This is a genomic window from Paraburkholderia denitrificans (assembly GCF_042655705.1).
Classification (GTDB): domain Bacteria; phylum Pseudomonadota; class Gammaproteobacteria; order Burkholderiales; family Burkholderiaceae; genus Paraburkholderia; species Paraburkholderia denitrificans.
Map to the genome: position 1 here is coordinate 155,039 of NZ_JBHSMP010000017.1, position 25,405 is coordinate 180,443.

At 64.0% G+C, this 25,405-nt stretch carries 24 protein-coding genes and 1 pseudogene; 15 read left to right on the plus strand and 10 right to left on the minus strand.

Annotated elements, in window-relative coordinates:
• Positions 1-6: 6 nt before the first annotated feature.
• The 6 genes and pseudogenes from ACFPTO_RS15285 to ACFPTO_RS15310 all read right to left on the minus strand — a co-directional run bounded on the left by ACFPTO_RS15285 (position 7) and on the right by ACFPTO_RS15310 (position 5,699).
• Positions 7-678 carry an acetyltransferase gene (locus ACFPTO_RS15285; RefSeq protein WP_377712373.1) on the minus strand — a complete coding sequence of 224 codons (672 nt, stop codon included), beginning with the start codon at positions 676-678 and terminating at the stop codon, positions 7-9.
• 6 nt (positions 679-684) lie between these two features.
• The gene (locus ACFPTO_RS15290) at positions 685-1,638 is read right to left on the minus strand and encodes a glycosyltransferase family 2 protein (RefSeq protein ID WP_377712375.1); all 954 of its coding nucleotides are present in this window, start codon (positions 1,636-1,638) and stop codon (positions 685-687) included.
• A 2-nt stretch (positions 1,639-1,640) separates the two neighbouring features.
• Positions 1,641-2,330, minus strand: a complete 690-nt coding sequence (locus ACFPTO_RS15295; protein ID WP_377712377.1) for a WbqC family protein — start codon at positions 2,328-2,330, stop codon at positions 1,641-1,643.
• A gap of 26 nt (positions 2,331-2,356) precedes the next feature.
• The gene (locus ACFPTO_RS15300) at positions 2,357-4,417 is read right to left on the minus strand and encodes a hypothetical protein (RefSeq protein WP_377712379.1); all 2,061 of its coding nucleotides are present in this window, start codon (positions 4,415-4,417) and stop codon (positions 2,357-2,359) included.
• Between the two features lie 360 nt (positions 4,418-4,777).
• A pseudogene (locus ACFPTO_RS15305) lies at positions 4,778-5,264 on the minus strand (NUDIX domain-containing protein).
• Between the two features lie 303 nt (positions 5,265-5,567).
• On the minus strand, positions 5,568-5,699 hold the full coding sequence (locus ACFPTO_RS15310; protein ID WP_377712380.1) for a hypothetical protein: 132 nt from the start codon (positions 5,697-5,699) through the stop codon (positions 5,568-5,570).
• Positions 5,700-6,256: 557 nt separating this feature from the next.
• Between ACFPTO_RS15310 and ACFPTO_RS15315 the strand changes: the two genes are divergently transcribed.
• The 3 genes from ACFPTO_RS15315 to groL all read left to right on the plus strand — a co-directional run bounded on the left by ACFPTO_RS15315 (position 6,257) and on the right by groL (position 9,476).
• Entirely contained in the window at positions 6,257-6,547 is a 291-nt protein-coding gene (locus ACFPTO_RS15315; RefSeq protein WP_377712382.1) for a nucleotidyltransferase family protein, read from the plus strand.
• Between the two features lie 953 nt (positions 6,548-7,500).
• Positions 7,501-7,791: a co-chaperone GroES gene (gene groES, locus ACFPTO_RS15320; protein ID WP_296655354.1), complete on the plus strand. Its 291-nt coding sequence runs from the start codon at positions 7,501-7,503 to the stop codon at positions 7,789-7,791.
• A gap of 44 nt (positions 7,792-7,835) precedes the next feature.
• The gene (groL, locus tag ACFPTO_RS15325) at positions 7,836-9,476 is read left to right on the plus strand and encodes a chaperonin GroEL (RefSeq protein ID WP_296655356.1); all 1,641 of its coding nucleotides are present in this window, start codon (positions 7,836-7,838) and stop codon (positions 9,474-9,476) included.
• Between the two features lie 103 nt (positions 9,477-9,579).
• Here groL and ACFPTO_RS15330 read toward each other — a convergent pair whose 3' ends face one another.
• Complete coding sequence (locus ACFPTO_RS15330; RefSeq protein ID WP_377712383.1) at positions 9,580-10,731, minus strand: branched-chain amino acid ABC transporter substrate-binding protein; 1,152 nt, start codon at positions 10,729-10,731, stop codon at positions 9,580-9,582.
• Positions 10,732-11,148: 417 nt separating this feature from the next.
• Here ACFPTO_RS15330 and ACFPTO_RS15335 point away from each other — a divergent pair, with 417 nt between their 5' ends.
• From ACFPTO_RS15335 to ACFPTO_RS15355, 5 genes are all read left to right on the plus strand, one after another.
• A complete protein-coding gene (locus ACFPTO_RS15335) occupies positions 11,149-12,108 on the plus strand; it encodes a 4-hydroxyproline epimerase (protein ID WP_377712385.1) in 960 nt (319 codons plus the stop codon).
• Complete coding sequence (locus tag ACFPTO_RS15340; protein ID WP_377712630.1) at positions 12,108-13,262, plus strand: NAD(P)/FAD-dependent oxidoreductase; 1,155 nt, start codon at positions 12,108-12,110, stop codon at positions 13,260-13,262. The genes ACFPTO_RS15335 and ACFPTO_RS15340 overlap by 1 nt, the downstream gene beginning before the upstream one ends.
• On the plus strand, positions 13,255-13,530 hold the full coding sequence (locus ACFPTO_RS15345; RefSeq protein WP_377712387.1) for a 2Fe-2S iron-sulfur cluster-binding protein: 276 nt from the start codon (positions 13,255-13,257) through the stop codon (positions 13,528-13,530). Before ACFPTO_RS15340 ends, ACFPTO_RS15345 begins: the two co-directional genes overlap by 8 nt.
• The gene (locus ACFPTO_RS15350; RefSeq protein ID WP_377712389.1) at positions 13,527-14,816 is read left to right on the plus strand and encodes an FAD-dependent oxidoreductase; all 1,290 of its coding nucleotides are present in this window, start codon (positions 13,527-13,529) and stop codon (positions 14,814-14,816) included. The genes ACFPTO_RS15345 and ACFPTO_RS15350 overlap by 4 nt, the downstream gene beginning before the upstream one ends.
• Before the next feature lie 139 nt (positions 14,817-14,955).
• A complete protein-coding gene (locus ACFPTO_RS15355) occupies positions 14,956-15,750 on the plus strand; it encodes an AraC family transcriptional regulator (protein WP_377712391.1) in 795 nt (264 codons plus the stop codon).
• An 84-nt stretch (positions 15,751-15,834) separates the two neighbouring features.
• On the opposite strand, the gene ACFPTO_RS15360 is transcribed toward ACFPTO_RS15355, so the two are convergent.
• The 3 genes from ACFPTO_RS15360 to ACFPTO_RS15370 all read right to left on the minus strand — a co-directional run bounded on the left by ACFPTO_RS15360 (position 15,835) and on the right by ACFPTO_RS15370 (position 18,849).
• On the minus strand, positions 15,835-16,779 hold the full coding sequence (locus tag ACFPTO_RS15360) for a dihydrodipicolinate synthase family protein (RefSeq protein ID WP_377712393.1): 945 nt from the start codon (positions 16,777-16,779) through the stop codon (positions 15,835-15,837).
• A 318-nt stretch (positions 16,780-17,097) separates the two neighbouring features.
• Positions 17,098-17,781: a GntR family transcriptional regulator gene (locus tag ACFPTO_RS15365; protein ID WP_296658029.1), complete on the minus strand. Its 684-nt coding sequence runs from the start codon at positions 17,779-17,781 to the stop codon at positions 17,098-17,100.
• 195 nt (positions 17,782-17,976) lie between these two features.
• The gene (locus ACFPTO_RS15370) at positions 17,977-18,849 is read right to left on the minus strand and encodes a hydroxymethylpyrimidine/phosphomethylpyrimidine kinase (RefSeq protein ID WP_377712395.1); all 873 of its coding nucleotides are present in this window, start codon (positions 18,847-18,849) and stop codon (positions 17,977-17,979) included.
• Positions 18,850-19,100: 251 nt separating this feature from the next.
• Between ACFPTO_RS15370 and ACFPTO_RS15375 the strand changes: the two genes are divergently transcribed.
• The 7 genes from ACFPTO_RS15375 to ACFPTO_RS15405 all read left to right on the plus strand — a co-directional run bounded on the left by ACFPTO_RS15375 (position 19,101) and on the right by ACFPTO_RS15405 (position 25,399).
• Entirely contained in the window at positions 19,101-19,271 is a 171-nt protein-coding gene (locus tag ACFPTO_RS15375; RefSeq protein ID WP_293040836.1) for a rubredoxin, read from the plus strand.
• 228 nt (positions 19,272-19,499) lie between these two features.
• On the plus strand, positions 19,500-21,089 hold the full coding sequence (locus ACFPTO_RS15380) for a hypothetical protein (RefSeq protein WP_377712397.1): 1,590 nt from the start codon (positions 19,500-19,502) through the stop codon (positions 21,087-21,089).
• A 328-nt stretch (positions 21,090-21,417) separates the two neighbouring features.
• The gene (locus tag ACFPTO_RS15385; RefSeq protein WP_377712399.1) at positions 21,418-21,996 is read left to right on the plus strand and encodes a YqgE/AlgH family protein; all 579 of its coding nucleotides are present in this window, start codon (positions 21,418-21,420) and stop codon (positions 21,994-21,996) included.
• Positions 21,993-22,436, plus strand: a complete 444-nt coding sequence (ruvX, locus tag ACFPTO_RS15390) for a Holliday junction resolvase RuvX (RefSeq protein WP_296657627.1) — start codon at positions 21,993-21,995, stop codon at positions 22,434-22,436. The genes ACFPTO_RS15385 and ruvX overlap by 4 nt, the downstream gene beginning before the upstream one ends.
• Positions 22,433-22,963, plus strand: coding sequence for a bifunctional pyr operon transcriptional regulator/uracil phosphoribosyltransferase PyrR (pyrR, locus tag ACFPTO_RS15395; protein WP_377712401.1), 531 nt, complete (start codon positions 22,433-22,435; stop codon positions 22,961-22,963). Before ruvX ends, pyrR begins: the two co-directional genes overlap by 4 nt.
• Positions 22,964-23,082: 119 nt before the next feature.
• A complete protein-coding gene (locus tag ACFPTO_RS15400; RefSeq protein ID WP_377712403.1) occupies positions 23,083-24,096 on the plus strand; it encodes an aspartate carbamoyltransferase catalytic subunit in 1,014 nt (337 codons plus the stop codon).
• A 25-nt stretch (positions 24,097-24,121) separates the two neighbouring features.
• Positions 24,122-25,399, plus strand: coding sequence for a dihydroorotase (locus ACFPTO_RS15405; protein ID WP_377712405.1), 1,278 nt, complete (start codon positions 24,122-24,124; stop codon positions 25,397-25,399).
• Positions 25,400-25,405: the final 6 nt, after the last annotated feature.

Here is a 25,405-nt window from a genome sequence, read left to right on the forward strand (position 1 = left end):
GTGTATTTATGCATCGGCGACGGCGACGCCCACTTCCGCTTCCAGCGCGCGAATGCGCTTCGCGGGGCTGCCGTAGTAGAGCGAGAGATCGGCCGTGTCGTGATCGATGAGCGACTGCGCGCCGATCAGCGTTTCATTGCCGATGCGCCGCCCTTGCAGCACGACCGACGAAAAGCCGATGAAATTGCGATCGCCGAGCGACACGCCGCCGCCGAGCGTCGTATTGGCCGCGATGAAATTATGGTTGCCGATGACAGTATCGTGGCAAACGGTCGCGTTGGACCACAGCACGTTGTTCGATCCGATCGTCACGCCCGGTTCCACGACGACGCCGGGCATCACGATATTGTTCTCGCCCATGACCGTGTCTTTCGCCACATAGCCCGACGACGCGACGATATTCGTCAGCGCATAACCGCTTTGCCTGATGCTCTGATACGCCGCTTGCCGCGCGCGCATGTTGCGATAGCCGACGGCGACGAACACCGACACCTCATGCACGGGAAAGCGCCGCATGGCGTCCTGCCATTCGATGACAGGCAGCGACTCGAATTCGTCCACGGTCTTGTACTGCCGATCGACGGCGAACGCATGCACTTTCAGACCCATGTCCTGTTCCGCATAGCAGCGCACCAGCCGGGCCAGACTGGTCGCCCCGAATATGATCAGACCATTCATTGCGCTTCATCCTGCATGATTTTGCCGCGGTGCTTCGCGATCGGCCTGATAGATCTTTCTAACGATCGAATTGGGTCTCGCCTTGACTTCGAGATAGATCTTCGACACATAAATGCCGACGACGCCAAGCGAAAAGATGATGATACCGCCGATCAAAAAGAGCCCCGCCATCAACGAAGTCCATCCCTGGAATACGCGGCCCATGAAGAGCTTTTGCATCAGCAGATAAACGATGACGAGCGACGCGCCGACCGAAAACAACAGCCCCACGTAGAAGATCATGATGAGCGGCTTGCTGCTGAACGACGTGATGGCTTCGACGACCATCGCGAGGCGCTTGCGGAAGGTGTAGGACGACACGCCGTCGAAGGTTTTCGTCGCGACGATGCGCTTTTGCTTAAAGCCCGCATCGACCCAGACGGCGGGCAGGAAAATCTCGGTCTCGTGATAGTCGAGCAGCGCGTTCACATAGTTGCGCTTCATCAGCCGCGCGATGATGTCGCGATCGGACAGCCTTACGCTCGAAAACGCGTTGAAGAGCTTGTAGAACAGATCGCTCATTGCGCCCTTGAAAAGCGGCATGGTCTTCTCGGTGAGTTGCCCGACGATCACATCGGTTTCGGGGTCCTCGTTCATCGCGTGCCAGAAGCGCCCGAGATTTTCCGGCAGCTCTTCCAAGTCCACGTCGATGATGAAAACCCGCTCGCCGATGGCATGCCGAATTCCGCACATGAGCGCGCGATGCTGACCGAAGTTGCGCGCGAGATCCAGCACCTTCACGCGCGGATCGCGCTCGCACACCGAGCGCGCCACATGCAGCGAATCGTCCGGCGAACCGTCGTTCACGAAAATGATCTCGAAGGTCTGCGTGAGCTTCTCCGCGTCCGCCGCGATGCGACGGTGAAACTCTTCGATGTATCGCGACGACCTGTACAACGTGGTGACGATCGAGATATCCATGATCAGGCTTGCTTCATATAGGTTTTACATTGCGGACCGGCATTGAAGAGCAGGTCGAGAACCGTCACGCCGTGCTCGAAAGGCGCGTGCAATTGCTCGTACTCGGGATAGCCGTCATAACTCATCCATTCCACGCCGACGCCCGCTGCTGCGAACAGGCGCTCGTCGAGATAACTTTTCGCAGCGGGCCCTGAAAGATAGATGTTTGCGCCCGCCTGACAGCACACGCTGACAAGACGCGCGACGCGGTCGCCGCTGAGATCGTAGTCGCGCGACGAGGTGATGTTCGTCGTGACGCCGAGCAAGTCGCAGAGCTTGCGGATGAACAGCAGATTGATCTCGCTCAGCCATTCGAGCTGTCCCGCCTGCCGATAAAGCGCTTCGACGGCGCCCGCGTAATGCGCGAAATATGGCGCGCGCGCATAGTTGTTCGCGATGGCCTTCCAGTGCTTGACCGCCCATCGCTCGTTGAGCACGCGCGTTTCGCTGATCTTCTGATCGAGCCTTTCCTGCTGAACGGGAATCGTGATCCACTCGCTGCCGTTGCGCGTCTTGATGCGGTTACGGTTGCGCCAGTCGTTCTTCGTGAACTGCACTTCGTCGTAAATCACGAATTCGTCGACGGCGGCGATCAGATCGAAATAGCCCTTCCACGGGATGTAGTTGGATTGCAGTATGGCGACTTTCTTCATGTCGGTGATTGAACGGCGCGTCGCGCTCAGCGCGTGCCGGGTAGCACATGGTAGACGAACAGTCCCGCGTTTTTGTACGACGCATGTTCGCCCTGTGGGTCCGATTTCACCGGATGCTCGCGCGGCACGACATACCACGTTACGTGCGCATCGCGCAGCAGGCGCTGCGCCTGATCGACGGTATCGGCGCGATCGATCGACTGAATCATGGCGATGCGCTCCTTCGCCAAGCGCGTCTTGATGCCGCCGAGCGTCAGCTGAAAAGCGGTGCGCGACAGATACGCGGGAAGATCGGTGAGGCTCGTCAGCACGGTGGCGGAATCGAGAATGCGCTGGTTCGCGTCCGGGCCGCCGATCGCGAAGGTGTCGCCGACGGCGCTGTGTTGCCGGATGTGCTGCGCGGCGTCGATCAACTCACGATCCACCGGCACTTCGTAGAAGATTTCTCCGCCGCCCGGCGATGGTTTCGCCGGATTGAAGCCGCGCGCGCTCACGGCGCATCCCAGCGCGATCAGCACGAACGCAATCGATGTCGCGCGCAGTGGCAGCGTGAAACGGCGGCGCGTTTCGCTGTCGAATAGCCGCGCGAGCAGGCACACAGCATAGACGCCGAAAACCGCGTACAGCAGCACGAAATGCCGCTGCTTGTACTCCGACAAATCGCCGTTGTACGCGACGGGCGCGAACACGATCAGCAGCAGGTAGCACGCGAGCATCAGCAAGGGCAAGGCGTCGCGCATGTGGAACGCGTGGCGTCGCGCGAGCAGTGCGCCGGCGACTGCATAAACGGCCAGGAAGACGCCGAGCGGTGCCACGGCCAGCATCGCGAGTCCAATTATCGAGGCCGCCACGCGGCCGTACTGGCTCAGCAGATTCGCGTAAGTCGCGGCGAGTGTCGGCGTGCTGAACTGCGTCAGCATGAAATCGAGGAACTGCGGCGTTTGCGAATAGGTGAGCCAGATATCGCGCACGTGCGTATCGAGCGCGAGCAAGGCGGCGAGCGCGGCGAGCGCCAGAACCACGATCGCGATGAGGCGCGCGCGCAGCTTCGGCCATGCGGTGAGCGCGATCATCGCGATGAGCGCGGGCGCTTGCAGCAGAAACATATGCGCGCGGAACATGACGAGACCGAAGGTCAGGCACGTCGCCAACAACGGCCATCGCCAAGACGCATCGCGCGGTCGCCCGCTCGTCCATCGCACGGCGAGCGCCAGCGCAACGAGCCCGATGCCCGTCGCATAGCCCGATCCCGGCGCGGCGAATAGCAGCCAGTGAAATCCGTAGAACCAGTTCTTTACCCAGTAATGCGATGCATCGGGCAGGCACATCACAAGCAAAGCCGCGAACATGCCGATGCGCTGGCCGCCGAGTTCCACCGCGAACACGTAGATGCCCAGTACACCGACGAGTAATCCGATGGGCAGCAGCGCGGCGGTCGCGAGTCCGAGCGCGGGTGTGCCGGCAAGCGGTAAAAGCGCCGCCGCCAGCATGAAGAAGCCGTAGTGATAGAACGCGCGCGGCGAACCGAACATCCCGATATCGCTCGGACCGATGGCGAGCGGATCGCCGAACTTCGCGACCTCGCCCGCGTGGATGAAGTAATCGCTCGAGGCGGGAAACGTACCGGTTTCGATCAGATGAGGAAGTGCGCCCGCCGCGTCGCGACAAAACCAGCACACCAGCGCCGCGAGCGTGAGCGTGACGATGACATCGGTCCAGGCGGTTTCGGATGCAGCGGATGTAGCGGATACAGCGGTCCGCGTTCGTCCGCGTTTGAAGAACACGCATGCCGCGACCGCGGCGCCGACCACGACGAAGGCCGTCGCCGCCGCGATATTCGCGAACCAGACGATCGGCAGCATGGCGAGACTGACCACCGTCACGCCGATGCAAAACGCGGCGGGCAATCGCGCGCCCAGCGAATCGGCGTTCGCGGCTTTCAGCACGAGTTCGCCGGCCTGCACGATCACGATCGCGCCGACGAACGAAGCAAGCGCCGCAGCAACGCCCACGGAGCCGCCCGCCAGATGCAGCAAAACAAGCGTGAATATCGCGATGCCTGCGCAGAACACGGCGTGCTGACTCACGTTGCGGGACGTCGCGAAAGAACGAAGCCGATTGGTGCTGCGGCGCTCGTGCGTCGCGGTTCGCGTCGCATCCTTGCCGGAAGGTGCTATGTTGTCGGGAATCTTCGCTGTCATCGTCTGGCAACGGCAGTGGACTGCCTTTGTAATGGAAGTGCGACTACGCACCCGGCATCGTCCGAGTCTTACGATGCGTGAAAGACGTGACGTCCGGTTTGGAACTATCGGCGGATCGGATGGCGGCGGCCGGCAGACCCGCTCATTTAGCCAGGAACAATGCCGCGTCCGTGTCGATTTTCATGCAAAAAGAAATTATACCCGATGGGTGTCGGGCCTCTGCGATGCGGCCAGCGCATCGACGCTCTACGCGCCGAGCCGTCCGTTCAGATACGCCGCGACCGGTCTGGTCAGCGCGATGCCGCGCAATTCTTCCGGCGATGCGAGCTGCGCGGCGACGATCTCGCGATGATCGATGCGCAATTCCGGAATGGCGTCGAGATGAAGATCGAAGAAATGCACCTGATCCTGGCGCCCGTCCCAGTCGCCGCGCACGCTGCCGACCGCGCGCAACGGATACGACGCCAGACCGATCCCCTTGTCCAATTCCCGCTGCGCCGCCGCGTCTGGCGATTCGCTGGCGTTGAGGCTGCCGCAGGGAAAGCTCCATTCCGACCGGTACGACGACTTCACCAGCAACAGCGCGCGCTACATAAATCGCGACGAGCGCGCCTTCGTGATGCGGCCGCCGAAGGCTCCGCCACGCGCGCGCGAGCGGAAAGCCCAGGCGAAGCACCGCGCGCCAGACGGCGTCAATGACGATGGTCGCTCCGCTGCGCTCACGATTCGGCACGAGCTTGCTCCTTTGTCTGCATGTTCGGTGGATGTTCCGGCGCGCCGCGCTCACGTGCGGCAAAGTAAACTTCGACGTGACTGACGCTGGCCTTATTCATCAACTAGTCTTACGGCGAGTTCTGGTTTCGCGAGGAATGAACGAGAGAATAGTCGTCGGCCATCGGCACGATAAGATCGAACTGCCTAACGAGTTCACTGGCCTGTAGCTCCAAAAAAAAAGAAACCCTTGCACGAGGACTACGCCAAGTCCGGCCTCCGCGTCAATTACGAGCACCAGGAACATCTTTTTAGCATTGTCCCTTCATGCTTTGACATCGTGAAAGTCCGCTGTGGACAGCCACCGCCGCCACGCATCCGGGCGCGATGACAACGCGTCGAGAACGCCGGGCCAGTCGAGCGCCGACTGGATCTGCTGCGCGGAGATGATCTGCATGTTTGCCGTTCCTGCTGTTTTGGCCAGATGTCCCCAAGCGTGTAGCCCGCGGCATCGCGACGAGCCCCTTGGTACGCTCGTCCAGGACCAGAAACGCGGCCTGCTCCGACGGCAACGGCGGGGCGGAGATTGCATCCATTCATGCGGCCAATGGCGCTTCATCGGGGATTCGAGCTTCGTCCTTTTCAGCCGGGGCGTGATCCTGCCGGGCCGGGGGCGGGGTCAAATGTTGTCGAGCAATTGAAAACGCGCAAATCTGCAAGCCCGGCGCCAGATGGCGTGGAAGACCGGTTCAGCCGGTTTGCCAGCGTTTTCTGTAGTGACTTCGATGACCGTTGTGCCCTGGAAGCTGCCATTGACGGCCGCTCGTGACGAACGGCTCAGGCCGGGTCGCGATGTGCCGGCCGTGGGCGTCGAGCATCGGCTATTCGAGCCAGTCGCATACATGTGGCTTGAGGGGGAGGCTGCTGGCCGCAACGGTCGGTTCGCCGGATGGCTGACTATGATCAGCCATATACTCTGCGCTATTGGTACAAAGCAACCAGCGATCTATACCCGTGAAACCATCTGTCGCGCTGAACGCGCATCGAGCTGATATCCGCAGGATCGTTGCGGCCAATAAGGCCACGAATCCGGGCGTGTTTGGATCGGTTGCTCGTGGCGAGGACGAAGACGGGAGTGACTTGGACGTCTTGGTCGACGTACTACCGGGCGCGACACTGTTCGATCTGGGCGGTATCCAGTTTGAACTGCAGGAACTGTTGGGGGTGCAGGTCGACTTGTTGACGCCGGGTGATATTTCCGCGACGTTCAGAGGCCAGGTGCTGGCCGAGGCAGTGCCTGTATAAGGCTGGGTCAACTACCAATAGTCCGCGAAGGTTCCTGCCGACGCTCGCGTTCGTCGTCGTCGATTGTCATAGCTCGTTCCCTGTAAAGCACACGCGCTAGCCTCTCCGCACATAGTGCAGCATTTGACTCACGATAATGGATATCACATGGGCATCTGCCGTGGCGCAGTTTGTCGGCGCAACCCGCGGGCCATCCCACTGATAATTTTTTCGTAGTCATAGGAGGAAGTCGAGGTCGAACCGCTTGGCGAACCCTTCGATGAAGAAGTGCCCGTGCAACACCGCAGATACCAGGAAATTCTGGACTTCCAGTTCCCGGTCCTCAATGGTTGACGAAGGGCCGGCGGGACCGCCATGAGTTCTTGATTGTCCGCAAAGGTGACTGCCCGCTTTATGGTCGACCACTGCGCGACGCGGTCGGCAGTGCTAGATCCTGAAGCGAGCCGGCCTGCGACAGGTCGGGCGCGCTTGGCCGAGACGATCTTCTCTGTGCCGCGTTCCTGGTGATTGAGCGCGTCCCCTCAAGCGCAACGCTGGAGGCCAACGGAATGGTCGGCAGGGCTGTCACGCTCTTCGGCTCGGGGATTTCCCTAGGACCGCTACAGACGCCGCAGCACGCTGAAATCTGTGTCGCAGGCTTTTCCAGCCTATAAGGCAGCGCCGTTGGTTTGCGAAGTGGGGCGTTGGCAAATGTTTGTTTTTGTTGGGGAAAATTGTGTTGTGCGCCGTTTTTACAGGTGACGAATAGTTCCAACTTAAGTGAATGGAGTTCCAGATTGGGTGAATCTCAACCGTCCCGAAGGCAACTCCCGCCCCCGTTCTTGAATTTGTCATTCCTCGTCCATATAATTAGCACTCGTCGCACGAGAGTGCTAACAATTTTCTGGTGGGCCTTGCCCGCCAGGTGTTCTTGAGTGTCTTCAAGTCCCAATCAAGAGAGAGAGGATCTATCCATGAACCTTCGTCCTTTGCATGATCGCGTGATCGTCAAGCGCCTGGATCAAGAAACCAAGACCGCTTCGGGCATCGTGATCCCGGACGCAGCGGCGGAAAAGCCGGATCAAGGCGAAGTCCTGGCCATCGGCCCGGGCAAGCGCGACGACAAGGGCGCACTGATCGCCCTCGACGTGAAGGTCGGCGACCGCGTTCTGTTCGGCAAGTACGCTGGTCAGACCGTCAAGGTCGACGGCCAGGAACTGCTGGTGATGCGCGAAGAAGACATCATGGCTGTGGTGAACCGGTAAGTTCATTGCACCGCACACTATTCGAGAATTCAAGGAGTTAGAAGATGGCAGCTAAAGACGTCGTGTTCGGCGATTCCGCCCGTTCCAAGATGGTTGAAGGCGTGAACATTCTCGCCAACGCAGTGAAGGTCACGCTGGGTCCGAAGGGCCGCAATGTGGTGCTCGAGCGCTCGTTCGGCGGCCCGACGGTCACCAAGGACGGTGTCTCGGTCGCGAAGGAAATCGAGCTGAAGGACAAGCTCCAGAACATGGGCGCGCAGATGGTCAAGGAAGTCGCTTCCAAGACCAGCGACAACGCCGGTGACGGCACCACGACCGCCACGGTGCTGGCCCAGTCGATCGTCCGCGAAGGCATGAAGTACGTCGCCTCGGGCATGAACCCGATGGACCTGAAGCGCGGCATCGACAAGGCCGTCGCAGCAGCGATCGAAGAACTGCGCAAGATCAGCAAGCCCTGCACGACCAACAAGGAAATCGCGCAAGTCGGCTCGATCTCGGCGAACAGCGATTCGTCGATCGGCGACCGCATCGCTGAAGCGATGGACAAGGTCGGCAAGGAAGGCGTCATCACCGTCGAAGACGGCAAGTCGCTGCAAGACGAGCTGGAAGTCGTCGAAGGCATGCAGTTCGACCGCGGCTACCTCTCGCCGTACTTCATCAACAACCCGGACAAGCAAGTCGCCGTTCTGGAAAACCCGTTCGTGCTGCTGCACGACAAGAAGGTCTCGAACATCCGTGATCTCCTGCCGGTTCTGGAACAAGTCGCGAAGGCTGGCCGTCCGCTGCTGATCATCGCTGAAGACGTCGAAGGCGAAGCGCTCGCAACGCTCGTCGTCAACAACATCCGCGGCATCCTGAAGACCGTCGCCGTCAAGGCTCCGGGCTTCGGCGACCGTCGCAAGGCGATGCTGGAAGACATCGCGATCCTGACCGGCGGTCAGGTCGTTGCGGAAGAAACCGGTCTCACGCTCGAAAAGGCAACGCTGCAAGAACTGGGTCAAGCCAAGCGCATCGAAGTGGGCAAGGAAAACACGACGATCATCGACGGCGCTGGCGAAGCCGCAAGCATCGAAGCACGCGTGAAGCAGATCCGCACGCAGATCGAAGAAGCGACCTCGGACTACGACCGCGAAAAGCTGCAAGAGCGCGTGGCGAAGCTGGCTGGCGGCGTGGCAGTGATCAAGGTCGGCGCTGCGACCGAAGTCGAAATGAAGGAAAAGAAGGCACGCGTCGAAGACGCGCTGCACGCCACCCGCGCTGCCGTTGAAGAAGGCATCGTCCCCGGCGGCGGCGTTGCGCTGATCCGCGCTCGCACGGCAGTTTCGGGCCTGAAGGGCGCCAACGCCGATCAGGACGCCGGTATCAAGATCGTCCTGCGCGCAATGGAAGAGCCGCTGCGCCAGATCGTCACGAACGGCGGCGAAGAAGCCAGCGTCGTGGTCGCGGCAGTCGCTGCTGGCAACGGCAACTACGGCTACAACGCAGCGACCGGCGAGTACGGCGACCTGGTTGAAGCCGGCGTGGTCGACCCGACGAAGGTCACGCGCACCGCGCTGCAAAACGCAGCTTCGGTTGCTGGCCTGCTGCTGACGACGGACGCAGCCGTCGCGGAAGTGCCGAAGGAAGATGCTCCGATGCCTGGCGGCATGCCGGGCGGCATGGGCGGCATGGGTATGGACATGTAATTTCGGCTTAGCCGGCATTACATAAAAATGCGGGGGATGCGCCGTAAGGCGCATCCCCCGCATTGCATTCAAGCACTGCATTCAAGCAGTATCTGATCTCGCCTTACTTCGTGCCCACCGTCTGCAACGGCACCCACTTGCCGTCGGTGACCTTGTACACGGTCACGCCGCCATACTTCAGGTCGCCGTACTGGTCATAGGAGAGCTCGCTGGTCGTGACGCCCTTCATGTTCGTCGCCTTCAGCGCCGTGATGAACACATGCGGATCGGTCGAGTTGGCCTTCTTCATTGCGTTGAAAACGGCCATCGTGCCGTCGTAAGCATACGGCGCATACAGTTCCACCGGCTGGTTGAAGCGCGCCTTGTAGTGCTCCGCAAACGCCTTGCCGCCCGGCATCTGGGACAGCGGGGCACCCTCCGATGCGGCCAGCGTGCCTTCGCTCGCGTCGCCCGCGACCTTGATCAGATTGTCGGACTGGAGCATGTCGGGGCCGAGCAGCGGCGACTTGATCGCCAGCGAACGCATCTGCTTGAGCATGGGCGCGGCCTGGGTGTCGGCGCCGCCGTAGAACACCGCATCGACGTTCGCCGCCTTGATCTTCGTGAGAATCGAGCGGAAGTCGACGGCCTTGTCGGTCGTGTATTCCTGATCGACGATCGTTGCGCCCGCAGCCTTCGCGGCCTTGGTGAACTCCTCGGCCACGCCCTGACCGTAGGCCGTGCGGTCGTCGACGATCGCGAGGCGCTTGAACTTCAGACCCTTCACGGCGTAGTCGCCGAGCACGCTGCCCAACTGGGTGTCCGAGGTCAGCAGGCGAAACGTGGTGGGCAGGCCGAGGCGCGTGTAGGTCGGGGCCGTCGCCATCGCAATTTCGGGGATGCCCGCCTTCGCGTAGATCGGCGCGGCCGGGATGCTCGTGCCCGAGTTGTAGTGGCCGATGACGGCGACGACGCCGTCGTCGACGAGCTTTTGCGCCACCGTCGTGCCCGTGCGCGGATCGGCCTGGTCGTCCTGGGCGTCGAGCACGAAGTGCACGGGCTTGCCGCCGATGACCGGGTTCGTGGCGTTCATGTCATCGATCGCGAGTTGCACGCCGCTGCGGAAGTCTGCGCCGTAGTGAGCCTGGCCGCCGGTGAGCGGTGCGGCAAAACCGATCTGGACATTAACCGGCGACGCGGCAAACGCACTCGGCGCGCTCGTCAGGGTTGCCCCCAGGATCATCGCGGCGGATAGGGGTGTCAGACGAAAGTTCATTGATTTGGACTCCTCGTTCCTCGTTATATGGGGCGGTGCCAGTGTCTGCACCCTCAATGGCCTTATGGGCGCTCAAGTCCAGTGCTCCGGATCTAGCGGTGATGGGCTAGCTCAATATACGAATCCAGAAGTTGCCGAGTCTTGGGGAAAATAAACAGCGGCGATGCAGAAATCGGCATAGTCGCGAAGCCGCGCTCACGGGCTCACCAACTGGCCTTTCTGGCTACTCGGGTAATCCCGGCAGGGCTGTGCTTACCGGCACCACGTGACACCACCTGGCACCACTGATTTCGCTGCCGGCCGCAAAAGCGGCTGCCCGAGCGGTCGGCAGATCGTCCGGGCACTATGCCGAAATCATCAGCGGAGCAGGTGTGTTCGGCCAAGACGGCAAAATCGTTGCCGCTTACGATTACCGCCATGAAAACACTCTCTCACATCGACGTCATCGATTCGCATACCGGTGGCGAACCCACCCGCCTCGTGATCTCGGGCGGCCCCGATCTCGGCCACGGCCCGCTTGCCGAACGCCTCGAAATCTTCCGCCGCGACTTCGACCACGTGCGCGCCGCCATCGTCAACGAGCCGCGCGGTTCGGACGTGATGGTCGGCGCGCTCCTGTGCGAGCCGCATGATCCGACCTGCTCGGCGGGCGTGATCTTTTTCAACAACGTCGGCTTTCTCGGCATGTGTGGTCACGGCACGATCGGCCTGATCGTTTCGCTCGCGCATCTCGGGCGTATCGCGCCCGGCGTTCACCGGGTCGAGACGCCCGTGGGCGTCGTCGAGGCCGAACTGCATGCCGATGCCAGCGTGACCGTGCGCAACGTGCCCGCGTATCGCTACCGCGCGGGCGTGCCGCTCGATGTGCCCGGCCACGGGCGCGTGCATGGCGACATCGCGTGGGGCGGCAACTGGTTCTTCCTGGTCGCCGATCACGGGTTGCAGCTCACGTTTGCCAACATCGAAACGTTGACCGACGCGGCCTGGGCGATGCGGCGCGCGCTGGAGGCGAACGGCATCACCGGCGCGGACGGCGCGCTGATCGATCACGTCGAGCTGTTCGCCGAACCCGATCGCGCCGGTATCGACAGCCGCAACTTCGTGCTGTGTCCCGGCAAGGCGTATGACCGTTCGCCCTGCGGAACCGGGACGAGCGCGAAGATCGCGTGCCTGGCCGCCGACGGCAAGCTCGCGCCGGGCGCGTCGTGGCATCAGGCCAGCATCATCGGCAGCGTGTTCGAGGCGGGTTATGCACTGGAGCCGGGTCTGCCCGCGGGCTACGTGCGTCCGAGCGTGCGAGGCACGGCGCATGTGAACGCCGAGGCGCGTCTGCTGTTCTCCGACGCCGATCCGTTCGCCTGGGGCATTCGCGCGTGATGAAAGCGGGGGAAGGTACGCCGGATGTGGTGGTGGTCGGCGCAGGCATTGTCGGTGCGGCGTGCGCGTACGAACTGGCCGCTCTCGGCGCCGATGTGCTCGTCCTCGAGCGCGGCGTGGTGGGCGGTGGCGTGACGGCGGCCGGTATGGGCCATCTCGTGGTGATGGACGACACGCGCGCCGAGTTTGCGCTGTCCGCGTGGTCGCGCCAGCTGTGGCTCGATCTTGCTCCGCGCCTCGATGCGCGCCACGCGTTCGTTCGCTGCGGTACGTTGTGGGTCGCCACGGACGACGACGAATACGTCTATGCGCAGACCCGCCAGCAGTCGCTCGCGCGCGATGGCGTGGCGTGCGCGATGCTCGACGAGCAGGCGTTGCGCGCAGCCGAGCCCGCCTTGCGCGAGGACTTGCGCGGCGCGATGATCGTGCCCGACGACGGCGTGGTCTATGCGCCGGCCGTCGCCGCGTGGCTGCTCGACCAGCCGGTGAAGGGGCGCATCGCAACCCGGCTCGACGCGAACGTCGAGTGCGTGACTCGCACGGGCGTGCAGCTTGCCGACGGTGAGTCGATTGCGGCGGGCGCGGTGCTGGTCGCCAACGGCTTCGATGCCGCGCGGCTGTTGCCGGGTCTGCCGTTGCGGCCGAAGAAGGGGCATCTGCTCATCACCGACCGCTATCCCGGCACCGTGCGTCACCAGATCCTCGAACTCGGCTATATCAAGAGCGCGCACAACGCGAGCGGCACCTCGGTCGCGTTCAACGTGCAGCCGCGCCCGACCGGGCAGTTGCTGATCGGCTCGTCGCGCCAGTTCGACACTGTCGATCCGGCAATCGATTCCGCCGTGCTGGCGCGCATGCTGGCGCGCGCCACGCACTTCCTGCCGGGTCTGCGCAACCTCAATGCGATTCGCGCGTGGACGGGCTTTCGTCCCGCTTCAAACGACGGCCTGCCGCTGATCGGCCCCGCAGGCCCGTTCGCCGCCGGTCTTCATCCTGCGACCTGGCTCGCGGCCGGGCACGAAGGGCTCGGCGTGACGACGGCGCTCGCGACAGCCAGGCTGATCGCCGCCCAGATGAGCAATGGCGCGACGCCGATCGACGCTGCCCCGTATCTGCCCGCGCGCTGTGCGCCACAGGAGGCCGCGCATGGCTGAGACGCTTTTGGCGGTGACGGTGGACGGGCAAACGGTGCAAGTTGTGCCGGGCAGTTCGGTGGTGGCCGCCGTCGCGCAGGCGGCGCGGGTCGCGAAGACGGGCGTGGTCACGCGCCGTTCGGTGAGTGGCGAGCTGCGCGGTCCGCTGTGCGGCATGGGCGTGTGCCAGGAGTGCCGCGTGACGATCGACGGCGTGCGCCATCGCCTCGCGTGCCAGACGCTCTGCGCAGAAGGCATGACCGTGTGCACGGGAAGGACCGAATCATGAATTTCGACATTCTTGTCGTCGGCGCCGGACCGGCCGGACTGAATGCGGCCTTGACTGCGGCGCAGGCCGGTGCGCGTGTCGGTCTCGTCGACGATAACGCGCTCGCGGGCGGACAGGTCTGGCGTCAGGGCCCGCACCATCGTGCCAGCGCTCACGCACGTGCGGTGTTCGACCAGATCGATACGTTTGTGCGGCGCGGTGCGCTCACGCACCTGACCGGTACGCGTATCGTGCAGGCGCTGCCCGAACGGCGACTGCTGGCCGAAGATGCGCACGACGCGCGCGTGCTCGGTTATGACCGGCTCATCGTCGCAAGCGGGGCGCGCGAGCGCTTCCTGCCTTATCCCGGCTGGACGCTGCCCGGCGTGACCGGAGCGGGCGGTTTGCAGGCGCTCATGAAGGGCGGCATGGACGTGCGCGGAGAGCGCATCGTGATCGCGGGCAGCGGTCCGCTGCTGCTGGCGGCTGCAATCACCGCGCGCGCCCAGGGTGCCAGCGTTGTAGCGCTGGTCGAGCAGGCGGGCTCCGCTTCCGTACGTCGCTTCGCGGCGCAACTGGTCCGCACGCCAGCGAAGCTCGGCCAGGCGCTGCGCATGCGTTTCGATCTGCGCGCGACGCCGTACTGGTGCGGTTCGTACGTGATCGAGGCGTGCGGCGAGACCCGGCTTACGCATGTGCGCGTGCAGCGCGGCAACGAAGCGGTCAGCGTGGCGTGCGATCGTCTCGCATGCGCGTACGGGCTCGTGCCGAATGCGTCGCTGGGGGCCGAACTCGGTTGCCGGATCGACGATCAGCCGCTCGCCGGTGTGCGCGACGCCGTGATCGTCGTCGATGACTGGCAAGCGACGTCGGTCGAGCACGTGTATGCGGCCGGCGAATGTACGGGCGTCGGGGGGATGGAGCTGTCGGCCGTGGAAGGGTGTATCGCGGCGCACGCCGCGCTGGGGGAGCGCGCACGCGCGCAGGCGCGCTTTGCCGGGCGCGAGCGTTACCGGCGTTTCGCCGCGCGTCTGTCCGAGGCTTTCGTGCTTGACGCGCGTCTACGCGATCTCGCATCCCCGCAGACGACGTTCTGCCGCTGCGAAGACGTGGCATTCGGCGACGTTGCGCAGCATCGCTCGTGGCGCGATGCAAAACTTCATACCCGTTGCGGCATGGGACCGTGCCAGGGCAAGATATGCGGCACCGCCGCATCGTTCTGTTTCGGCTGGACGCAGGGCATACCGCGTCCGCCGCTCGCGCCGGCCCGGATCGGCACGCTGCTGGCGGCCCAGGCCGAGGACTGAACGCGACGCGCGGCGTATGCGTCGGTGGAGAAATGCGGGCTCGGCTCGTTGAGGCAAGCGGCACAATAAACTGCCGGTGTGCCCGCGTTTCGCCACCCCTTTCCATTCGTCGCCGCGTTCCTCACCGCGTTCTTCACTCATGGCCGATCAGGCGTTGCTCGTCGTCGCTGAAAACACCACGCTCGCGCAGATGGTGGCGCACTATGCGTTGCTGGAGCCGGTGTTCGACACCATGCCCGACGTGGCGTTTTTTGTGAAAGACCGGGAAGCCCGCTACGTGTTCGCGAACACGACGCTCGCGGCGCGCTGCGGCTTCAGGGACAAGCGTTCGCTGCTCGGCAAGACGGCCGCAGAGGTGTTTCCGTTGCGTTTCGGCGCGCTCTACACGGCGCAGGACGAGGCCATCATGCGCGCGGACAGCAAGCTCATCGACCAGCTCGAACTGCATCTCTATCCGGGGCGCCAGCCCGGCTGGTGCCTGACCACGAAGGTTCCGCTGCACGACGCGCAAGGCAAGGTGCTGGGCCTTGCGGGCATTTCGCGCGACCTGCAGGCCGCGAAGGGCACGCATCATGCGTATCAGCGCCTCGCCATCGCCGCGCGCCACATCCAGGACAACTACGCGCAACCGCTCAAGGTTTCCCATCTCGCCGCGCTCGCGCATCTGTCCGTGGCGCAGATCGAGCGCTATTTCCACAAGGTGTTTCATCTCACGCCGCGCCAGATGCTGCTGAAGACGCGGCTCGACGTGGCCTCCGATCTGCTCGCGGGCGATCTGAGCATCACGGATATCGCCACACGTTGCGGCTACAACGATCACAGCGCGTTCACGCGCCAGTTCAAGGCCACGGTCGGCATCACGCCGAGCCAGTATCGCGCGTTGCGGCATCCACGGGCGAAAGGCGACAAGCCCGCCGATATCGCCGACGCCTGAGTTGTTTTTTTTCGTTCTAGTCGGCGTGCCTATGCGTGAAGCGGCCCATGACGAGCCGCTTCACTTACGGTTCAGCAGGACAATTTAGTCTTGCAGAGATTTGGACCATTCGCGATACCAGTTGCGGAACAGGGCATATTGGCTTTCTGCGTAGTTGCGTTGCGCGTCGCTGAGCACGTCGGTTTCGTTGAAATGGAGCGTGTATTCCTTGTCGCCATTCAGCACCATCAGATACTTGTAGAAGAGGACCAGGTCCGTGCCTTCGTCGAACGACGACAAGACGGCGAGTGCCGTATCCAGTTCCATCGCGAGGCGCCGGGCAGTGACATCACCCGCAGCCGCCTTCTTGCTCAACTTCACCAGTTGCAGCACTTCGCGCGGCAGTGCATTGCCGATGCCGGTAATCGCACCCGTCGCACCGCAGTTCACGAAGCCATGGACGACCTGGGTATCGACGCCCGCCATCAGAATCACGTTGTCGTCTTGCGACGTAATGTTCTCGGCCGCGTAGCGCATGTCCGCTGCTCCGCCGAATTCCTTGAAGCCGACCAGATTGGGGAACTGGCGACGGAGTTCGAAGAACAGATCCGCGCGCGTGGCAAAGCCATAGTAGGGGCTGTTGTAAATGACCGCGGGCAGCGCCGGTGCGGCTGCGAGAATCGCGGAGAAATGCGCCTTCTGCGCAGCAGGAGACGATCCGCGCGAGAGCACGCGTGGGATGACCATCAAGCCCTGCGCGCCGACTTTCGCCGCATGGGCCGCGTGCGAAACCGCCTCTTTCGAGTTCACCGCGCCGGTGCCGACGACCGTCGGCACGCCAGCCGCCACGAGGCGCGCGACGCCTTCCTGGCGCTCGGACTCGGTCAGGAGCGGCCAGTCGCCCATCGAGCCGCAATACACCACCGCGCTCATACCGAGATCCACGAGTTCCCGTCCTTTGGCCACGAGAGCGTCGAAGTCCGGCTTGCGCGCGGCGGTGCAGGGGGTCATGAGTGCGGGGATCGTACCTTCGAAAATATTGGAAGACATCACGCGTTCCTGAATAGTCTGAAGAATCGGGAATAAAGGCCAATCACAGGCGCATCGGTGCAGTGATGCAGGGGAAGCGGCCGCGATGTGCCGATACTAATCCGCGCGTATATTTTATACAATCTATTTTTTTGAAGGCTGCCGGAGCGGGCCTGAACGGAGGCCAGCTGACAAAAACGGCGGCGATTATGGATTAGCCCTCGGCAGACGCGAAAGCCAGGGTCGTCCGCGCTTCGCGCGGGTCAGACCTCGTCGTCGCGTAAAGAGAAGCGGCGGGAGCGGCGGGGCGCTAGAAGAGGCCGATTTGGCCTTGAGAACTCACGCCGAAAGACGTCGCCGCGACGCGATGAACTGCTTGAGCTCTTCGCAGGCGTTGTCGATGTGACGCTTCAGTAGCGCGGCCGCACCCCGAATATCGCCTGTTTTGCACAGCCGTACCAGTTCGTCATGTTCTTCTTCAGCGCGTCTGGTGCTTTGCGCACTGAGCGAGAGCTGGAGGCGTGTGTAGCGGTCCGTTTGCTGCAGAAGAGAGTTGACGATCGCCAATGTGCGAGGCTGATCCGCCTTCGACATCAGGATCGCATGCAGACGTGTGTTCAGCTCGCCCCATCGCGCCTGGTGCTGGGCATGCAACTCGCGTCGATATTCGGCGATGATGCCATCCATCTCATCGAAATCCGCTGGCGTGAGCTTCGGTACGGATTTCTTCAGAAGACGCGGTTCGAGCAAACCGCGCAACTCGAATAGCTCGGCGATTTCGGAAATCGAAAGTTCCGACACCACAGCGCCCTTGTGAGGCACGCTCTTGACGAGCCCTTCGCCTTCCAGTTGTACGAGCGCCTCGCGAATCGGAATACGGCTGATGCCCATTTCCACTGCGAGTGCGTCCTGCTTGAGCTGGAATCCCTCCGGATACTCGCCGGACATGATCCTCCGGCGCAACTCGTCGGCAGCCGCGTCGGCGACCGTGATACTCCGAAGTTTGGAAGATCCGCCTGCCATCGACATAGGACACACTCAATTCGTGCTGTTGGAAAATTCGGGTCGGCCCGAAGCGATCGTTGCAATCGTCGATCGCTCTGGAAATGTATAAATTATATCCAGGCCGTTTGCGGGTATCGACGGCCCTCCGCCCGACACTTTCATCGACAGCGTTGCAACCGCTCTGGTGGGCAAGCCTGCGTGAAGACGGCGTCTTCAGTGCGGTGCGTCGCCTGCGGGAGGCACGTCGCCGGCGGGTTTCTGCGATTTTTCGTTGTCGTCGTCGTCGTTGCTGCGTGCCCAGAAAAAGCGATCCGGCAACCAGGCACCCATGCCGGGCCGAAACGCGCTGCGCACGGCCTGATACACGTACTCCTGCGCCTCGCGCACGGCTTCGGGCGGCTCCTGGCCGTTGGCCAGCAGCGCGGCGATTGCCGCGCCGAGCGTGTCGGTCAGGCCCAGCATCGGCTGCGTCGCACGGTCCCACAGATCCTGGCGCAACTGGCCGTCCTCGCAGAACAGCGTGTTGACCAGACGATGCGTGCCCGTTTCCATCGAAAGGATGTATTCGCAACCAGTCGAGAGCAGATGTGCGATTGCGGCATCGACGCTGGGCGCTTCGGCGTCGCCGTCGGGCTGCGCGAGCGCAAGCAGCGTCGCGGCGTCTGCGACGAGCAGCGTGGTTTGCGGCGCGAGCAGATCCGCAATGGCTTCGCGCAGTTCGTCGGCGGCGAGCACGTGTTCGTCGTCGAGCGTGAAGTCGGGGGCGAGGATCAGCGGAATGTCGTCGTAGTCGGCCACCACTTCGGCGATGGCGCTCACCACTTCGGCGCGCGTCGCCGCGCCCACCTTGAAGGCTGCGACGGGCATGTCCTCCAGCAGCATGCGGGCCTGGGTCGCGACGACTTCGGGGTCGAGCCCGGTGACTTCGTCGCAGCCCGCCGAATCGCGTACGGTATAGCCGGTGAGCACGCTCACGCCGTGGCAGCCCATGCTGGCGAGCGTGAGCAGGTCGGCTTGCAGGCCGCCCCCGCCGGTCGGATCGGAAAGGCCGAAGGTGAGGACGATGGGAGGCGTGTCGCTGGGCATGTGCGTGACGAGTGTGGAGTAGCGTGGCGCGGGAGCGCGCCGCGTCTCCAATTATGCGCATTATCGGCGCGTCCGGGGACGGATGAAGTCTGCGGCGCGCCGTTTTTTGGGCGGCGCGGGGCCGCGCGCCCCGCAACTGATGCAAGACGATTCCCGCAGCCGGGTTTGCTAGGCACAAAATCGGCAACACGGTACCATCATGGCTCTTGTCTCCCGACCATTTCTTTTGGACTTTTCGACGCGGCATAAGAATGGAATATAGAAGCTGGATGTGCCTGATCTGCGGCTGGATCTACGACGAAGCAGCCGGTTTGCCAGAGGAAGGCATCGCGCCCGGCACGCGCTGGGAGGATGTTCCGATCAACTGGACCTGTCCTGAATGCGGTGCACGCAAGGAGGATTTCGAGATGGTCCAGATCTGACGACGTGTAAGTAGGGCGCGCTGCTGGCGCGCCCTACTTACACACGTCTTTTGAGATAGCCGCTCAGATAGCCCGATTGCCGGCTGTCCCGCTGGTGTAAAACCGCTCTTCGTCCGATTGCGAGCCGGGCTGTCCGGCACCCGGCGTGCTGCGCCGGGAGGCGGCACGCAGGCCGCCCTGGTCACCCTGGCCGCCGCATCGGTCCGCAATCGCTTTCGGCGCTGTCCCATGAACCTTCGTTCAACGTCCGTCGCCCGTTTCGAAGCCTTGCCCAATCCGCGCGGTGCGCACGTGCCGCTCGCGCGTGCCGCGCTCGCCGAGGCGCAGCACGCGTTCGACACGCGCGGCGACGTCACGGCGCCGCTGCGCCATGCCGGGCGTGCATTGCGCGAAGCCGGATGGCTCGCAGCGGCGCGTTTCGCCGACACGCTTCTGCTCGCGTCGCCTTTCGCGCTTTCGGCGCTCGGCGGGACGGTCGCGCCGCATGGCCAGCCGTCGCGCCACGCGGCGGCAGACGAGGGCGATGAGGCGGTGCGCACGCTCTTTCGCGATGCGATCGCCGACCTGATGGGCGCGCTCGAGCGTCACAATCTGCGCGAGCTGTCGTGCTCACCGGCGCTCTATGCGCGGCAGCGGGCACTTTTCGAACTGGTTGCCGAGCATACACCGGGCGTGTCGCTCGCTTACGACGATGTCGCGCTGCTTGGCCGGCCCATCGCGTCGGCGACGCTGCGTGCACAGCCCGCGCACAAGCTCGCACAGATCCGCGCGCGTTACGAGGCGGCGCTGCTGCCCGCGCTCAAGATGCGGCACGCCAATGGCGGCCGTGCGGTGGCGGCGCTGGCCAACGCGGCGTTCGACGAGATGGACGCCTGCTTCGCCGAACTCGCCAGCTCCGATCCGTACGATTACTGGCGCCTCGCGGCGGCATGCGCGCGTGCGGTGCGGCGCGGTGCGGCCTTGTGGGGCGACGACGAAATGCGGCGCTTCTACGCGCGCTGCAATCTGCTGCTCGCGGATCAGTCGCATGGGCTGCGCGTCGCGCCGCAATCGCTCGTGCGCACGACGCTCGCGCTTTTGTGGCGCGATTACGCGCTCTTCGGCGCGGCGGCTGAAGACACTGCCGATGTCGAACTACTGCACGATTACGGCCTGACTGTGGACTGGCATGTCGCCGGTACGCAGGCATCCGAGGCGCTCTGGGAGGCGGAAACCGCGCAGGCCGACGCCACGGCGTCGCGTGTCGCGCACACGCGCGAACTCGGCGTGCTCGCGCTCAACGCGAATGCGTACGAGGATTTCCTGCAGACGGCCGACGCTTCGATGGTTGCGCTGGCGGACCATGCCCGCGCGTGGTCCGGGCACGCGCAAAGCGATGCCGCCGAAGCGTTGCTCGCGGGCGACGCGGCATACCAGCTCGGCGCGGCGGCCTGGGCGCTTGGTCTTGGGCATGTCGGGCTGCTCGCCGATGCGCTCGGACTCGCGTGGCGGCGCACCGCGCACGCGGCCGCAAGCGGGGCTACGACTGGGGCGGCAAGCGGGATGGCAGGCGGGGCGACAAGCGTGGCGACAACCGGGGCTGCAAGCGGGGCGGGCGAGCCGTCGCGGGCGGCCAGTGCGACTGCGGCACCGGATAGCGCTGTGCTCGAGCAGGCAAGCGAAACGCTACGCGCGATGCTGCACAAGATCGCGGCGGGCATCGCGCAGCCGGATGCGACAGCTGCTGTGCGCGCACTCGGCGCGGCGATCACGGGTGCGGGGGCGGCAGCGGGGCCTGCTGCTGCGCCAGTTGCTGCACCAGGCAATCCACAGCACTAGCGCGCGTATTCGGCCACATTCGTGCACATCTGCGCACACGCGGGCATCGAGCTTGCAGACGAGAAGCATTGCCCGCCGCCTTCTCGCGCTCTTTCAACGTAGATCCGACGAAATGCTCCGATCGGCGCCATCGCGGTTCCCCGCTCTGCGGGCGCGGTGCCCCTGCGTGTTAGAGTGAGCACCCAGCGGTAAGTATCGTGGCGGCAGGGCGCGGGGCGCTGGCACCTTCCAGGCGCGCCGGGCGGTCCCGCACACGGCGGCATAAGTTCCCCCAAGGCACCCCGGCACGCCACCGCCATTCCGCATCGTCTTTGCTAGAATTCAAACCATGTCCAAGAGTAACGATCGCATCAATTTGACCAACCAGTTCCTGATCGCCATGCCCAACATGGCGGACCCCACGTTTTCAGGAACGGTGGTCTATCTTTGCGATCATTCCGAGCGCGGCGCGCTCGGTCTCGTCATCAACCGTCCCACGGACATCGATCTGCAGGCCCTCTTTTCCCGCATCGACCTCAAGCTCGAAATCGAGCCGCTCCTGCACGTACCCGTCTATTTCGGCGGCCCGGTGCAGACCGAGCGCGGCTTCGTGCTGCACGCGCCCGAGGAGGGCACGAGCTACACATCGTCGATGTCGGTCCCGGGCGGCCTCGAAATGACCACGTCGAAGGACGTGCTCGAAGCCGTCGCGAACGGCAAGGGCCCGGAGCGTTTCTTGCTGACGCTCGGCCATGCCGGATGGGGCGCGGGTCAGCTCGAAGACGAAATCTCGCGCAACGGCTGGCTCACGGTCGAGGCCGATCCGAAGATCGTCTTCGACGTGCCCGCCGAAGAGCGCTTCGACGCGGCGCTCGCGCTGCTCGGCATCTCGTCGACGATGCTTTCGGGCGAAGCGGGTCACGCATGAGCGTGGCTACCGGGCGTGGCGCTGCTGAAGCCACCCTGCTCGCATTCGACTACGGCGAAAAACGCATCGGCGTCGCGCTCGGCAATGCGCTCACGCATAGCGCCCGGGCGCTCACCGTGATCCAGAACCGCAGCCGCGACTATCGTTTCGAAGCCGTCGGCGCGCTGCTGCGCGAGTGGCAGCCGGATCTGCTCGTCGTCGGCTTGCCGTCACATCCCGACGGCACGCCGCACGCCATGACGCAGCAGGCCAAACGCTTCGGCAATCAACTGAACGGACGCTTCAATCTGCCGGTGGTGTGGGTGGACGAGCGCTATTCGTCCGTCGATGCCGAGGCGCGCCTGCGCGAACGCGGCGAAGGCAAGAACCAGCTCGACGCCGAAGCGGCCTGCGTGATCCTCCAGCAATACCTCGACGAACTCTCCGCTCCCACGCCATGAGTCCCAGCGACACGCTTGACGCCGAGGCGCTCTATCGCGCCGTTCTCGACCAGATCCGCGCCGCGTATTCCGCGGATGCATTCAGCGCGCCCGATGGCGTCGCGCTCGCGGGCATCCATAGCGGCGGCGCGTGGATCGCAGCGCGGCTCGCGCACGATCTCGGCGCGAACGGATGGGGCGTCGTCAACGTCGCGCTCCATCGCGACGACTACGCCAAAAAAGGCCTGCACAGCCAGGCGAGCCCGACTTCGCTGCCGTTCGAAGTGGAGGGCCGCCGCATCGTGCTGGTCGACGACGTGCTGTACACGGGCCGCACCGTGCGTGCGGCGCTCAACGAACTGTACGACTACGGCCGCCCCGCCTCGGTCGATCTGGCGGTGCTGGCCGATCGCGGCGGCCGCGAGCTGCCGGTGGCGGCGCGCTTCGCAGGCGGCGTCGCGGAGGTGGCCGCCGACGCGACGCTCGTGCTCGAACGCGACGCCGACGGCCGTTTCGCGTTTCACGTCACGCCGGCGGGCGGCGCCTGATGGTGCGCGATGGTGACTGATGGCGTCAGTTCGATCCGCGTGTCGCGCGCGCGTTGCTACCGTAGCGACGTCGCGCGCATTTCGTATGATCCCGGCCCTGCATGCAAAGGACCTCAGCGATGAATTCCCAGTCCACTCCAGAATCCGCCGATAACGAACCGTTTCGCTACGGCTTCCTGAAGGGCAATCCGCAACTCACGAAGAACGGCGAACTCAAGCATTTGCTGACGATCGAGGGCCTGCCGCGCCGGATCGTCACGCACATTCTCGATACCGCCGAGCAGTTCGTGAGCGTGACCGACCGCGACGTGAAGAAGGTGCCGCTGTTGCGCGGCAAGTCGGTGTTCAATCTGTTCTTCGAGAACTCGACGCGCACGCGCACGACCTTCGAAATCGCGGCCAAACGCCTTTCGGCGGACGTGCTGAACCTGAATATCAATGCATCGTCGACGAGCAAGGGCGAATCGCTGCTCGATACGATCGGCAATCTCTCCGCGATGCACGCCGACATGTTCGTCGTGCGCCATGCGTCGAGCGGCGCGCCGTACCTGATCGCCGAGCATTGCGCGCCGCACGTGCATGTGATCAACGCGGGCGACGGCCGTCACGCGCATCCGACGCAGGGACTGCTCGACATGTACACGATCCGCCACTACAAGCGCGATTTCACGAACCTGCGCGTGGCGATCGTCGGCGACATCCTGCACTCGCGCGTCGCGCGCTCGGACATTCATGCGCTCACCACGCTCGGCGTGCCCGAAGTGCGCGCGATCGGGCCGCGCACGCTCTTGCCCGGCGGGCTCGAACAAATGGGCGTGCGCGTCTTTCACAACCTCGACGAGGGGCTGAAGGACGTCGACGTCATCATCATGCTGCGCCTGCAGAACGAACGCATGAGCGGTGCGCTTTTGCCTTCGGCGCAGGAGTATTTCAAAAGCTGGGGCCTCACGCCCGAGCGGCTCGCGCTGGCCCGGCCCGATGCGATCGTGATGCATCCGGGGCCGATGAACCGCGGCGTCGAGATCGACTCGCAGGTCGCGGACGGTCCGCAATCGGTGATCCTCGATCAGGTGAGCTTCGGCATTGCGGTGCGCATGGCCGTGATGAGCATCGTTGCGGGCACAAGCGAGTGAACCGGTCAAACAACAAGGGCAGCGCATGAAGATCCATATTCAGGGCGGGACGCTGATCGACCCCGCGGCCGGTACCGAAACGAAGCAGGACGTGTATATCGCGCACGGCAAGATCGTCGCGCTCGGCGCGGCTCCAGAAGGCTTTGAGGCGGACAGAACCCTCGACGCGAAAGGGCACTACGTTGCGCCTGGCTTCGTCGATCTGTGCGCGCGTCTGCGCGAGCCCGGCTACGAACACAAGGCGACGCTCGAATCGGAAATGGCCGCGGCGCTCGCGGGCGGCGTGACGAGCCTCGTGTGCATGCCCGACACCGATCCCGTGCTCGACGAAGCGGGCCTGATCGAGATGCTCAAATATCGCGCGGGCAAGCTCGAACGCGCGCGCGTCCATCCGCTTGGCGCGCTCACCGTGGGGCTGAAGGGCCAGGTGATCACGGAGATGGTGTCGCTCACCGACGCCGGTTGCATCGGCTTCACGCAAGCCGATCAGCCTATCGCCGACACGCAGGTTTTGTTGCGCGCGCTCCAATACGCGAGCACGTATGGTTACGCGGCGTGGCTGCGTCCGCAGGACGCGTATCTCTCGAAGGGCGGCGTGGCGGCGAGCGGCGCGGTGGCGTCGCGGCTTGGCCTCGCAGGCGTGCCCGTGAGCGCGGAGACGATCGCGCTGCATACGCTTTTCGAACTGATGCGCGTGACGGGCGCGCGCGTGCACGTCATGCATCTCTCGTCGGCGGCGGGCGTCGAGCTTATGCGTGCGGCGAAGGCCGAAGGACTGCCGGTGACCTGCGATGTGAGCGCGAACCACGTGCATCTGATCGACATGGACATCGGCTATTTCGATGCGCAGTTCCGGCTCGACCCGCCGCTGCGTCAGCAGCGCGACCGCGAAGCGATCCGCGCGGGACTCGCCGACGGCACGATCGACGCGATCTGCTCGGACCACACGCCCGTGGACGACGACGAAAAGCTCTTGCCGTTCGCCGAAGCGACGCCGGGTGCGACCGGCCTCGAACTCCTGCTTTCGCTGACGGTGAAGTGGGCGCAGGAGGCGCGCGTGCCGCTCGCGCAGGCGCTGGCGCGCATCACGTCGGCGCCCGCGGCGGCCATGAAGCTTGACGCCGGCCGTATTGAAGTTGGTGCGGATGCGGATCTCTGCGTATTCGATGCACACGCGCACTGGCACGTGGCACCGCGCGCGCTGAAGAGCCAGGGGCACAACACGCCGTTTCTCGGTTACGAACTGCCCGCTGTCGTGCGCGCTACGCTCGTTGCCGGGCGAATCGGTTTCGAGCGCAACTGAATCCGT